Source organism: Brevibacillus sp. GCM10020057 (genome assembly GCF_042683565.1).
GTDB lineage: Bacteria > Bacillota > Bacilli > Brevibacillales > Brevibacillaceae > Brevibacillus.
The window spans coordinates 320,221-333,339 of the sequence record NZ_JBHUJW010000023.1 but is presented as its reverse complement, the minus strand read 5'-3'; the positions used below and the strand labels follow the sequence as shown (position 1 = coordinate 333,339).

General features: G+C 56.7%; 10 protein-coding genes. 4 read left to right on the top strand and 6 right to left on the bottom strand.

The genetic code is table 11. The features are described from left to right. The first annotated feature begins 190 nt into the window (after positions 1-190). Entirely contained in the window at positions 191-829 is a 639-nt protein-coding gene (locus tag ACFSO0_RS08485) for a nucleotidyl transferase AbiEii/AbiGii toxin family protein (protein WP_376878885.1), read from the top strand. A 223-nt stretch (positions 830-1,052) separates the two neighbouring features. Here the strand turns inward: ACFSO0_RS08485 and ACFSO0_RS08480 are convergent, their stop codons facing one another. Genes ACFSO0_RS08480 through ACFSO0_RS08470 form a run of 3 tightly spaced genes read right to left on the bottom strand, consistent with a single transcriptional unit; the run spans position 1,053 to position 4,754 of the window. After that, positions 1,053-1,868 (bottom strand): hypothetical protein, encoded by an 816-nt coding sequence (locus tag ACFSO0_RS08480; protein ID WP_376878883.1) that lies wholly within the window; start codon positions 1,866-1,868, stop codon positions 1,053-1,055. Continuing rightward, positions 1,861-3,486, bottom strand: coding sequence for a hypothetical protein (locus ACFSO0_RS08475; protein ID WP_376878881.1), 1,626 nt, complete (start codon positions 3,484-3,486; stop codon positions 1,861-1,863). Before ACFSO0_RS08475 ends, ACFSO0_RS08480 begins: the two co-directional genes overlap by 8 nt. A gap of 5 nt (positions 3,487-3,491) precedes the next feature. Beyond that, positions 3,492-4,754 carry an O-antigen ligase family protein gene (locus ACFSO0_RS08470; protein WP_376878879.1) on the bottom strand — a complete coding sequence of 421 codons (1,263 nt, stop codon included), beginning with the start codon at positions 4,752-4,754 and terminating at the stop codon, positions 3,492-3,494. Positions 4,755-4,923: 169 nt separating this feature from the next. Here ACFSO0_RS08470 and murJ point away from each other — a divergent pair, with 169 nt between their 5' ends. Then, positions 4,924-6,450 (top strand): murein biosynthesis integral membrane protein MurJ, encoded by a 1,527-nt coding sequence (murJ, locus tag ACFSO0_RS08465; protein WP_376878877.1) that lies wholly within the window; start codon positions 4,924-4,926, stop codon positions 6,448-6,450. On the opposite strand, the gene ACFSO0_RS08460 is transcribed toward murJ, so the two are convergent. Beyond that, positions 6,425-7,801, bottom strand: a complete 1,377-nt coding sequence (locus tag ACFSO0_RS08460) for a phenylacetate--CoA ligase family protein (protein WP_376878875.1) — start codon at positions 7,799-7,801, stop codon at positions 6,425-6,427. The genes murJ and ACFSO0_RS08460 overlap by 26 nt on opposite strands. Before the next feature lie 187 nt (positions 7,802-7,988). Here ACFSO0_RS08460 and ACFSO0_RS08455 point away from each other — a divergent pair, with 187 nt between their 5' ends. Beyond that, entirely contained in the window at positions 7,989-9,626 is a 1,638-nt protein-coding gene (locus tag ACFSO0_RS08455; RefSeq protein WP_376878873.1) for a putative polysaccharide biosynthesis protein, read from the top strand. Between the two features lie 130 nt (positions 9,627-9,756). Here ACFSO0_RS08455 and ACFSO0_RS08450 read toward each other — a convergent pair whose 3' ends face one another. Next, positions 9,757-10,605 (bottom strand): class I SAM-dependent methyltransferase, encoded by an 849-nt coding sequence (locus ACFSO0_RS08450; protein ID WP_376878871.1) that lies wholly within the window; start codon positions 10,603-10,605, stop codon positions 9,757-9,759. A 24-nt stretch (positions 10,606-10,629) separates the two neighbouring features. Further along, positions 10,630-11,733 carry a polysaccharide pyruvyl transferase CsaB gene (csaB, locus tag ACFSO0_RS08445; RefSeq protein ID WP_376878870.1) on the bottom strand — a complete coding sequence of 368 codons (1,104 nt, stop codon included), beginning with the start codon at positions 11,731-11,733 and terminating at the stop codon, positions 10,630-10,632. Positions 11,734-12,180: 447 nt separating this feature from the next. Between csaB and ACFSO0_RS08440 the strand changes: the two genes are divergently transcribed. After that, on the top strand, positions 12,181-13,104 hold the full coding sequence (locus tag ACFSO0_RS08440; RefSeq protein ID WP_376878868.1) for a 50S ribosomal protein L11 methyltransferase: 924 nt from the start codon (positions 12,181-12,183) through the stop codon (positions 13,102-13,104). The last annotated feature ends 15 nt before the right edge of the window (positions 13,105-13,119 follow it).

Genomic DNA, 13,119 nt, shown 5'->3' with positions numbered 1-13,119 from the left:
TTCTCGTGATGAACCTGGAACGCCGCTTGCGGCTTCTTTTCGTCTACATTTTCAACATGCTGCTGAATCGTACCACGTACAGACAATTCGCACTGTAACGAATCGTTCAGCAAGCCCTATTTATTTGCCTTGACACAGTATAAGGCAAGACCAACGAAAGATATTGATTTCTTAGCCCGTCAAATCGCTAGTGACATCGAGTATATCAAGTCAGCTTTCCGACGGAGTGCAATTTGACGCTTCAGGCATAACGGCAGAGAGAATAAAAGAGGATGCCGATTACGAAGGAGTCCGTATTAAAATCCCATCAATGTCAGGGAAAATGAGAAAGATGCTTCAACTTGATATTGGGTTTGGAGATGTAATTGTTCCGAGGCCACAAGTTATCGATTATCCCGTTTTGTTAAATATGGAGTCCCCAAATATTCAGGCATATTCAACAGAATCCGTGATTTCAGAAAAGTTTGAAGCAATGATTACTCTATCTGTTGTCAATAGCAGAATGAAAGACTTCTATGATATATATTCGCTTTTAACCACTAGGGAATTTGATGGGCGTGTATTGATGGAGGCTGAGCTTGAAACTTTTCAACGTCGAGGAACACAGGTTGAAAGAGAACATCCAGTTTTCTCCGAAGCCTTTGCAAAAGATGAAGCCAGAGTGAGGCAATGGAATGCCTTTTTACGCCGAATAGGTATTGCTGAGACGCTTCACTTTCAAGAAGTCATGTCAAAAATAATAATTTTTTTACAGCCAATTTACCAAGCGGTGATAGAGGAAGCAGAGTTCTTCAAGCAATGGGACTGCACTCTACAAGAATGGAAATAAAAGAAGAGCTGTTTTTAGTAACGAGACGAAGTTCTCCATCGAGGCATGTTCTTGGTCCTGTAAAGGAATAGTTGGGCTAGCCAGGATTATGTTGAAACGTCTGGCTGTTCTTTGGCATAAAACTGCACCCCCTAGAATTCATCGGATTTCCCTAAAGGGTTTTCCAATGTCTATTCTAAGGGGTGCAGTTTATCTTTTGCCAAGAGCGGCCTTTTGCTGGTGATTAGTAAAGCAGATACTTTTCGACTTCCTCAGGCTCTTTGATGTGAATACCCGGATCGCCGTATTTATACAGCTGGAACAGCACCTGCTGGTCCATCGTGCCTGCTTCCGGCAGCGGCAGGATGATCCATGTCTCGTACTGGTGGATCAAGCGGTCTTCCTTGCCGATCCAGAACGTCGTCTTGATCGTGGACTCCTTCAGGATGTAGTCGAGGTCAGGACGGTCGCCCAGCTGTTTTTTCAGCGGCTCCAGGAGTGCGCTCTTGCTCGTCTTCAGCCAGTCTGCACCTGTCATTTTCAGTTGAAAGGGGACGCAAACGGTGCCGTACACCTTGTCGTCCGGAAGCTGTACGGCCGTGTCCATGAACGGCAGCCAGTCGTCGAAGCCGGACAGCACATCGAAGGCCAGCGGGTCTTCTGTGGCCGTCACCCAGTAGTCATTCGCGCGGATGTAGCGCTTGTCGTTGATGCGGTAGTACTGGTACGGCTGCGCGGCGATGCGGGCGTCCACATTGTAGCCTTTGCCGTTGACGACGGCACCGTTGAACATGCTCGTCGTCGAGCGGGACAGGATCATGTTTTTCACGTAGCCTTTGTACCAGTACGACTGAGCTTCGGGATCGGTCTTTGCTTTTTCCAGGGCGGTTTTCAGCCATTCGGCAGCGGATTCCGTCTGTGCCGTAGTGGTCTGCTCCGGAGTCGCGCCGAAATTGGTGGACGCAAACGTCTTCGGTCCGGACTCGTACGTGCAGCCGCCGAGCAGGGCAGCCGCGCAGATGCCTGCGAGCAATGCTGTTGCTTTGGTGAGCTTACGCATGGCGAACCCTCCTTACTACGCCATATCCCAGGAGCCCCACGAACAGTGCAATCGTGAGCGGGAGAACGGGAATGTCGTGCTTTTTGAACACGAGCACCCGGTGCGTGTTGTAAATCGTCGCGACAATCTCGTTTTGCTTGTCGCCGTCGACGTCGCCGACCTGGACGTTGATCAGCGGCAAGTAGATGCGCCAGTTTTCCTTCAGCCCGTCTGGCGTGTATTCGTACCCGCTCAAATAGCGGCTGTCGGTCGTGCTCACCCAGCTCTTCGCCTTGGCGATGATCTCCGGCTGGCCGTTGCCGACAGCGGCGAAGTTGGAGAAGCGGAAGCTGTTGTCGCCTTCCGCGCTCGCCCACAAAATGTCCCAGGTGCCGTCAGGCTTTGGCTTCAAAATGTAGGACGGCTTGCCCGCGATCAACAGCTCGTCGGACTTGTCGTGATCGATGTCGGCCGGGATGAATTCGGCGGTAGCCAGCTCCGCTTCCTTGCGAGTCAGCGTGTAGGCTTCGCGGATTGTTCCATCGTCCTGCACCTCGATGACGCTGAGGTGCTCGCCCATGATCAGCAAGCCTTCTTTTCCATCAGGCAGCACCATGGTCGTCAGCAGCTTGGTCGCTTTGGTCGCGCCGCTGAACGGCTTGCCGTCATACGTTCCCGTCAGCATGCCGTCCTTGATGTGCAAATCTTTGTACTTGCTCCCCAACTGATGGCGCACGTCCATGCTTCCGCCGTTTTCCGCCAGCTGGTTCGCGATGTTTTCCATGTCAAGCATAAAGGCGCGGTAAGGAGCGGTCCCGACCTGCAGCATGCCCTCGGCGTATGGCTGGCGCTGCACGTTTGGCACCAGCTTGCCGTCTTTCATGGTGTAATAAGGAAAGCCGGGGTAGTCGGTCGGCAGCTGCTCCTTGAGCAGAGCCATGGTCTCGGGGGTGATCTGGTTGTTTGGCATGCGGACCAATTTGCCGTCCTTCCAGGTCAAGACGTACAAGGAGACAGGCTCGGACTGCAAATGCAGGAGCTTGTCAGCCAGCGCTTTTTTCTCCTCCTCGGTCTCCGGCTTTTTCGTCGCTTCCGGCAAGGGAAGCTCGTCAGCATTCCCGTACGTGATGATCTCCTGTTTGCCGTCGTTGTCCACGTCGTACAGGGTCATCGGGAAGTAGTCCACCCACTGGCCGTTGTACAGGCGGTCAGACTCGTACTGCACGGTAAAGTGAGAGAGCGCCGCCAGGTTGTCGCGATTGAAGGTGACGTTGGCCAGCAGGGCGACGACCACGAGGGAGCCGACTGCCTTCCAGTTCAGACGCCCGTACCATTTGGCGAGCAAGGCCACGACGATGACCGCGACGGCACCGCCGATCAAGAGGGCGGCAGTCGTCTTGACATCGACGCGGGTCAAGGCGCGGTCGAGCAAGAGGACGCCAACGGTAAAGGCCAGTACGGTCCGGCGCTCATCCGGATGCACCACGTAGTAGCAGAACGCGAGCAAGGGGAGAAACACCAGGAGAGCGATCCACGTCAGGTCGAGAAAGGCCGGTTTGACGAGCAGATGGTAAATGAGCAGCAGAGCAATGGCGTACAATGCCCAGCCGAGCGTTGTGAGAACAGGATTGCGTCGCATGGGATTCACCACCTTTTATTTTGTGTCTGGTCGACGAAGAGTGCGCAGAAGCAGCCGCCAAACAGCCAGAAATAGAGCGCCATGAACGGCACCTCGAAAATGTTTTCCACCAGGTTGTGCAGGGCGACGGCGAACAGGCCGCCAAACAGGCCGAGCAGCGAGAAGAAATGCGGAGACCGGGTCATGCTCCGGATTGTCTTGACGCCGTAGCGCAGCATTTGCACGACGAGGCCGATGAGCATGATAATGCCGATCAGGCCGAACTCCGCCAAACTTTTGAAGAAGTAGCTGTCCGAATAGATCGTGCCGAAATGGCGGGATGCGACGGCACCGCCGTGGTGGCCGAGGCCGACGCCAAACAGCGGCTCCACGCGCATTTTGTCATACGCTTCACCCCAGCGGCCGAGACGTCCGCCCTCCAGACTGGAGGACATGTAGTCAGCGGTAAACAGAGTGAAGATGCGGTTTTTGATCGTTCCCACCAGCGGGACGGACTCCGGAACGAAGAACAGCGCCACTACCCCGATGATGCCGACGAGCACGAGGTAGCCGGCAATTTTCTTGTTCCATATGTAGCAGCAGATGACCAGGGAGAAAGCGAGCGCGAACCACGCGCCGCGCGAGCCGGTCAGCAAGAGCGCGAGCAAGGTCGTCAAGGCGACGATGGCCCAGACGAGCTTTTCCTTGCGGCTCGTCGCTTTCAGAAGCAGCCCGGCTGACACGGGAACGATCAGGGCCATGTAGCTGCCGAGCACGTTGGGACTGGTTACAAAGGAAAAGGCGCGCGTCGTGATCGCTTCTCCTTCCTGCACCCACGATTCCGGTGTCTGCACGCCGATGACGACCTGTGCGACACCGACCAGCCCTGCGAGGAATCCGACCAGCGCGAGCCCTTTCAGCAGCTTGTCCAGCTGCTCGGGCGACTGCAAGAGGTAGAATCCCATCAGGAAGGCGAGGATGTACTGGTAGACGGCGCGGAAGCCTTCGACGCTGGCGTCCCAGTTGGCCATGTCGGTCACCATCAGGGCGATCCCAAGGACCAGAAAGGCGACGAGCCAATGCTTGATCTTCGGCATCGTCCGCTTGCCCTGAAAAAAGGCGATGAACGTGAAGCCGAGCAAAACCAAAAGCAAGGCCTCGTCCCAAAAAGATGAAACGACAGGAATTGGTAGAATTTTTCGCAATACATAGTCAATCACAGGATAGGCCAAAAGCAAATACAGCCAGGTGGTTGATTGGCTTCCCCACTTCAACACGGTTTCTCTCATTTTGATTGTAGTCCTCCTACACGCAGGGATTAACCCGTCTATTATAATGAATCCGTCTGGCCCCCCGCAAGCCGGGCAGGAAAGTGGTTGGTAGGAACGGCAGAAATAAGATATGATAACTACGTATTTGCAAGCAATCGTCGTTTACTGGAGATAGGAGACAAGACAGATGGGGTTGTTGAAAGTTGCTTCCATGATCGTTGTGCTGACGCTGGTGGGAAGGCTGCTGGGCTTTTTCCGCAGCATCTACTTGTCCAGCCTGTATGGTACAGGGATGGAGTCCGATGCCTTTAACATCGCGGCCACGATTCCGCTCACGCTGTTTTTGGTCGTGCCCGGAGCCGTGAACGCCATTCTGATTCCGACGATGCGCGGATTGATGGAAAAACAGCAGCGCACGACTGAGCTGTACCACAAAATGCTGACGATCATTCTCGTTATTTTCACCGCCGTGGCGGGACTCGGCATCGGGCTGTCCCGGGAGATGGCCGCGATGTTCGGACTGACAGGGGACAAGCTGGAGCTGACGGCAGAGATGCTGCAACGGATGTGGCCGTCCGCGATCTTTATCGGGCTTGCCGGGCTGTGGTCGAGCATGTGCAATTCACATCAGCACTTTTTCACGCCGACGCTGGGCACGGTGGCGAACGGCGCGGTCGTGATCGCCAGCATGTACGTACTGGTGCCGATCTACGGCCCGAACGGCCTTGCAATCGCGACGACGCTCGGGTATTTGGCAGCGATGCTGACCATGCTCCCGACCTTGCGCCGTTTCGGCTACCACCACTGCCTGTCGTTTGCCTGGCGCGATGACGATGCGCTGAAAGGGATGGGCGAGCGGGTCATCCCGATTCTCATCGGAGCCGTCGTGGCCCAGGCGACGACATTTCTGGAGCGTGGCTTCGCCGAAGGGGTCGGGACTGGCGTCATCTCCGCTCTGGCCAACGCCAACCAGGTCGTGCAAATGCCGATGGCGATTTTCGTCGGAGCCTTCACCTTGCCGCTGTTTCCGCTGCTCGCCAGTCACGTGAAGCGCGGCGAGATGCAGGAAATGAAGCTGATTTTGCAAAAGGGGCTGGCGTATTTGCTCGTCCTGCTCATCCCGGTGACCGTCGGGCTCGCCCTGTACGCCGAGCCGATTGTGCGGCTTCTGTTCCAGCGCGGGGCGTTCGACGAGCACTCCGTTGCGCTGACTGCCTGGGCTTTGCCGTTTTACGGGCTGGGACTGTACTTTCTGGCCGCCCGCGACTTGCTCACCCGGGCCTTCTATGCGCTGGAAAACACGCGTACCCCTGTCGTGATCGGCGCGATCGGGATCGGGGTATACGCGGTCGCCAACTGGCTGTTGATTCCCTGGATGGGGCACGGCGGGATTGCTCTCGCCAACGCTTTGTCCGCCTTTGCCCAAGCCGTCCTGCTCTTCGCGTTGCTCTGGAAAGCCGTCGGCAGACCCGTACAGGCAGGCTTCCTCAAAACGCTGCTCAAGACGCTGCTCGCCTGCCTGGTCATGGGCGCGGCTGTCACACTGACAGATTCGTGGCTGTCGCTTTTGCCGCTGTGGCTGTACTTGCCCATCGGCATCGCAGGCGCAGCGCTGATCTACCTTGCTGTGCTGGCCGTCCTGCGCGAGCCGCTCGTGTCCGAGCTGTTGCAAAAAGTTCGCAGGCGTTCTACTCCAGCGCCTGGCCGCTCGTAAGCGGGCATTCCCGGATGGCGTAGCGGAATTTGCCGGACCCGGTAGGTGCGATCTGATCGACATACGTCACCTGGACGCTGACCTCGCCCAAGGCGGAGCGAATGGCAGCCAAAAGGCGGTTCACATCGGCCGGCTGAAAGCGGTCCGGTTCCTTGACCAGCTTGAGGCTGATGTACTGCGGTTCGTGCTGGATGATCTGGAAGGTGCGAAAGCTTTCCATATTCCGCACGATATGGTTGAAATAATGGCCGTGCACGTACTTTCCGCTCTGGGAGATGAACATGTCGTCTTCTCTGCCGTCGATCGTCTCGAGGAGCGGATAGCTGATGCCGCACGAGCACGTCTGGGAAGAGAGGGCGACCACGTCTCCCAGCTGATAGCGCAGGCGCGGCATGACGGTATTGTGCAGGTCCGTGACGAGCAGCGCCCCCGATTCGCCCGGATAGAGCGGTAGGTTGGTGATCGGATCGACGACCTCCAGATAACAGTTCTCGCTGAAGGCGTGCATCCTTCCGCGCGGGCACTGGTAAGCGATAATCCCGCCGTCGCGTGCGCCGTATTCGTTGATGACGGGAGCCTCGAACGCTTCCGTTATTTTTTTGCGCTGATGCTCATGCAGGCTCTCCGCCGTGGAGACGACCCCTTTGAGCGGGATGCCGACGGTCCAGCCGCGGGCGAGCATCATTTCGGCCAGCATGTACAAGGCCGAAGCGTAGCCGTACAAATAGGCAGGCCGGAAGCGGCGGATCAACGCCAGCTGCGTGTCCAGCCTGCGCTCGTCAAGCTCGTAGGCGGAGAGCAGGAGCCTGTTCTTCAGCCACCTCTCCTTCCATCTGTACTGACGCGCCTGATGCTGGTTCAATTCCAGCGGAGAGCCCCAGATCATCACACATGGATCGCCGATCTGAATCCCGTGCCAGGACAGCCCGAGCCAGCGCGCTGCCTCATAGCGTTCTACCGCCCGACGATCCAGGTAAAAGCGCGTCGGCTCCCCCGTGGAGCCCCCCGTGCGATTGCCGATCAGCTTGGTCGGGTCGATTCCTTTCGTCAAATATTCGTTTGCATGCCGGCGAAAATGAGCCTTGCTCAAGACGGGAATTCGCTGCAGAAAGTGCTCGGGCGGGACGCGGCTGACCTCCCATTCTGCGGCGAAGGAGGCGTAGGCAGGCACGTTGTGCACGGCATGGCGCAGCAAACGTTTCAGCTTTTCCCTTTGCCGCTCGATCAGCTGCGGCGGCGAGGTGTCTTGCGCGTCCTGCAGCTCCCGCAGGTAGTGACGGGTGCGATTTTCCTTCAGCCGCTCCATCAAGGGCCATTGTACGTGACGGATCAAAAAGCCTTTTACCGACATGTTTACCCCTCCTGTTCGTGGCAGACGATTCTAAGAAGTCGTTGCAATCTGTGTTTCATCAGTATTGCTGCCAAATTCCATCGTTATACCTGTTTGCCGGATGGGGGATTTGATAGTAGGATAGAGAATGGATTTGTGTGTTCAAGTCTGTTGGTAAGTTTACACACGTTGAAAAAAGGAGTTTCCCATGTTGAAAAAAAGCCATTTTCTCGCAGGCGCGTTGATTCTCGCTGTCGCGGGAATTTTGTCCAAAGTGATCGGGATGTTCTACCGCATTCCGCTGCAGGAAATCGTTGGGGACAACGGCCTTGGTCTCTATCAGGAAGTCTATCCGCTCTACCTGACTTTCCTGATTCTCGCTACAGCAGGTGTCCCTGTGGCCTTGTCCAGAGTGATTGCAGAAGCGCTGGCGGAGGGCAAGCAAGGGTTGGTCGGCCAAATTCTCGCCCGCAGCATGGTGATGATGGGGGCCATTGGCATCGCCCTGTTTGCCATTTTGTACGTCACTTCTCCACTGATTGCCAGGCTGATGGGGAATCCGCACCTGATCGAGCCGATTCGGGCGATCTCTTTGTCGCTGCTGTTCGTGCCCCTGATCGCCGTCATTCGCGGTTTCTTTTACGGCTATCAGAAGATGCTGTACGTCGGGCTGTCCCAGATCGTCGAGCAGACGCTGCGCGTGGTATTTATCCTCGTGGCCTCGCTCTATCTGGTGTCGCTTGGGGAAGACACGGACAACGTCATCACCGGGGTGAACTTCGGCACGATGATCAGTACGCTGCTCAGCCTTGGCTTTCTCGCCTTGCTCATGTGGCTGCACAACCGCAAGAACACTGTGTTTACGGATGCCGGCTGGAATCGCCTCGACTGGTGGTACGACCGCGCATTCTTTGCTTCCATGTGGCGGATTGCCTGGCCGATCTGCATCAGCGCCCTGGTCATTCCGATTTTCAGCCTGACGGATTCCTTTCTGGCGATCAATATTTTCCGCTACATCTGGAACGTCGACGGGCTGACCGCCGATACGTGGTTCGGCATCTACAGCCGGGGAGGCCCGCTTTTGCAAATGGCCAGCCTGTTCGGCTCGTCCATCGCCCTCTCCATCGTCCCGGCCATCGCCGAGGCGATGCGGCAAAAGGACAGCGAGCGCGTCACGACGTTGACCAAGCTGTCGCTGCGCTTTGCCTGGCTGATCGGCCTGCCTGCAGGACTGGGGCTGACCGCTGTGGCGGAGGGAGCGAATCTGTCGCTCTATGGCGACATGGAAGGCACGCGGGCGATGGCGATCCTTGGGGTCAGCGCGATCCCGTTGTCGCTGCTGCTTGCGACCAACGGCATCTTACAGGGGCTGGGAAAAGAAAAGATCCCGGCGCGCCACCTGTTCTACGGCGTTCTGGTCAAAGCTGCGGCTACGCTCGTCTTTACCTCTCTCTGGGGGATGGACGGCCTCTCCCTGTCGTGGCTGTGTGCGACGGCGTTCGTCTGCATTCTGAACATGCGCACGATCAATCGACTGGTCGTCGTACCGATCAACTGGCGTTTTGATACGTTGTACCCGCTGCTGGTGGCGAATCTGATGCTGATCATGGCGTGGGGAACGACGGAGGCTGTCGGCTTGCTATTGGCAGGGAAGGAAAAGGTTCGATTGCTGGGAGCGCTGGAGACGGTGTCGGGGGTCGGAGTAGGCCTGATCGTCTACCTTGGCTTTTTGCTGGTGATTCCGTTGATCGAGGAAAAGGAGCTGGACTGGCTCCCGGGAGGCAACAGGCTGCGCTCGTTGATCCATGCCGTTCGCAAAAAAGCGGCGCAGTCAAAAGTGCAGTAGCGAAGCAAAAGACGATGCAAAAAGGGTGTCCGCACTGTCTGTTCGGGACAGGGGACACCCTTTTTTGGCAAAGAAAGACTCCGCCTAAAAATGGGCGGAGCCAGGTTGTGAGCCAAGGTGCGGATCGCCGCTAGCGCTTCTGATACACGCAAACGACCATTTTGACGAAAAACTCGCGCAGCCCCGGGAGCTTCGCCAGGCCAGCCAGCTGCCCCCGCAGCGGAATTTCCTTCTGGTAGACGACCGGCTGGGTCACGCCTTGCTGAATGCGGCGGAAGCGCTTGATCGTCATCCGGTTGATGTAGGAGATCGTCTCGCTGCCGTCAGGGCGCGTGGAAAAGCGGAACGAAATGCGGTCAGAACCGTCTGGCAAATCGCGCACGAGCTGCTTGTAGGCGTCGATCAATGCCTGCTCGGGAAAGAGGGCGTGCACCCACGGAATGCCGATCGCATCCGACAGATGGGCTCCGTACGGGTGGTAGTATGGCGGGAAGTTGATGTACAGGTGCCCGCCCGGCTTCAGCACCCGGAAGCATTCCTCCAGCGTCTTTTCCGGCTCGCTGACGTGCTCCATGGCGTCGTTCATGATGATCGTGTCGAAGGTGTTGTCCGCAAAGTCCATGCGCGCCGCATCAGCGGTCATAAAGGAGACGACGTCACCGAGTCCCTTTTCCTTGGCGAACGCGTTGCCTTCCTCGGAGTAGTGCGGGACGATGTCGATGCCGATCATTTTTTTCGGCCCGTACGTGGCGTAGTAGCACGTCTTGCCGCCGCCGCCGCAGCCGATATCGAGCACGGTCTTGTCCCGGAACATCTGCTCCTGGGAGTGAAAGGGGAGGAAGAACTGGATGGTCTGGTCCCCTTTTTGAAATTGCCATTCGGTATAGCTCATCTCTCCGTTGTTCGCCAGATTGAAAGGGTGGACAGGGAGAGGAAACCATCGGTTCATTCCCATCAACAGTCGAGAGGAAACGGACATCTGCTTGTCCTCCTTTCTTCCAGGTCAGCCTTTTTGGCGCAGTGCTTGCAGGACCAGCTCGCTGCTTTTGGCTGCTTCGATTTCGAGAACGCGGGATCGCTCCGTCACGACGGCGACTTCCTGCGCCAGCCGGTCCAGCCGCTCGGACAGCAAGGCGAGGAAGGAGGCTTCGTCCAGCTGGGTGATATGTCCTGCGTTCGGCATCCCGGCCCGCTCAACGAAACGGTCGATTTTCGGGTCGTAGGAGATTCCGATAAAGGGAATCCGCAGCATGCAGGCGAGAATCAGCGAATGCAGGCGCATGCCCACGACGTAGTCGCATTGCTTCAGCACCGACATAATATCGTGGAAATTGACCGGCGCATCGAGCAACCGCGCCCCCGGCTCCTGCATCTGGTCCATGATTTCGCGGGAGGGGGCGAGGTCGCTCGGCACGTGCATCGGCAAAAACAGCACGTTCCACCCCCGCCGGACAAACCAGTCGGCGGCTTTGGCGATGACCTGCTTAAAAGCCTGCTCTTGCTTCCAGTCGCGCACGGAAATGGCGGCCAGCGGCTTCTGCGGATCTGCGAACAGTCCGTGTAGCAGGTCCTGGCCGCGCTGGTCCGAGACGTCTTCCGGAGAAATGGTCAGGGCAGGGTCGGCCGTTATATGAATGGGCGCTTTTGTTACCCCGCAGGATTTGAAGTCTTCTCCAGACTCGTAATCGCGCACGGTGATGACGTCTACCCTGTTGACCACCCGCTTGATCATGGAGCGGCTGAGTGGTCTTTGGATCGGGCCAAACCCTTGCGCGTAAAAGACGACAGGCTTGCCAAGCAGCTTGGCAATCGTGACGATGCCCAAATAGTAGAGGACACTGCGCGGACTCGTGACGTCCTGCATCAGCGTGCCACCGCCCATCACCAGCATGTCGCTACGCATCAGCTCGCGGACGATGGTACCGAAGCTCCAGCGGTCATACGCTTCAATCCCAAACAATTCCGCTGTACGGTCTGGTTGATTGGACAAGACGGCCAGGGAAATATTTGGTTGTTCCCTCTTGAGGGAGCTGATAATCCCGTATAAGACCACATCGTCTCCGGCATTGTTGAAGCCGTAATACCCGGAGATGAGAATTCGCGACATGGAGTGAACCTTCTTTCTATATCAAACGTACAGGAAAAATACATTCTCAAGTATAATCGAGTAAACGAGGGGAAGTAAAGCAACCCTAGTAAAAACTTGCTTCCCCTGCATCGCGCTCGGCCAGATAAGGTATAATGAATAGGCTTGCGTCATGAAAACAGATAGAGGAAGCCCAGTGCGAACATGCCGATACCGAGAACGATCAGGGCGATCATCATCACGTACAGCCCCTTGTTTTTGCGGCGGCGGTAAAAAAATTCGTCAAACATGGTAAACCTCCCAACGGAAAAATCGTCCATTCTACTATCATACCATGCAGACTGGCATCCTCGCCATTGACAGTTGGATGTTGACGCACTGCGTTGACCAGGCAGTTCCTTATGAAATGATGAAGTACATACGATACAGATAAATGAATGGACGGCATGCGGAAAGGAGCAGGCGATCATGGAAAAGATGTGGCTGAAATACACCTTGCTGGTAGAAAGAGAGGCGGAAGACAGGTTCGTGGCCGAAGTGCTGACCAGCCCGTACACGCTGGGCTGGATCGAGCCGCAGATCGAGGTGCTGACCACGGAAAACGGATACGATTACGCGGAAAATACTGACGGTCCTGTCGTCGGGTATTTGTTCGAGCCGATGCAGGGCAGCGAGGAAGAGCATGTCGAGCGGCTCTCGGGATACCTCGCCCGGTGGGAGGGCCAGGTGACGGTGAAAGAGGTGGAGCTCGTCCCGGAAGAGAATGACTCCTGGAAGGATGAGTTTCGCGAGGTGCAGGTAGGCGACTGGTGGATCGCCCCGACGTGGACCGATCCGCAGGCTCTCGAAGCGGCGAAACACATTTTGTGGATTGATCCGGGCGCAGCCTTCGGGACCGGCTACCACGGGACGACCCAGGATATTCTGCTGTTTCTCCAGGAGCTGCCGCTGACCGGCAAACGCGTTCTCGACATCGGAACAGGCTCGGGCATTTTGTCGCTGTACTGCGCCTTGAACGGAGCGAGACGCCCGGTATGGGCCGTAGACATCAATCCGCAGAGTGAATACCAGGTGCTGGTGAATGCCAGCAACAACCATTTGCCGGAGTCATCCGTGAACGTCGTGATCGGGGATGCGCTGGAGCCGGAAGTGGAAAAATTGCTTCCGAAGCCGTTTGACCTGATCCTGCTGAATATCGGCGGAGACGAGGACATCGCCATGCTGCCCGTCGTCGAAAGGCACATCGCGCCGGACGGGCTGGTCATCCTCTCGGGGATTGTGGAATGGAATCGGGTGCACGTGCTCACCACCTACGAAAAGGCCGGCTACCAGTTGGAGAAAGAGCGCCAGTCCGACGAGTGGGTCACGTTTATGCTGAGAAAACGCCGTTAACTTTTTCGGCATGCC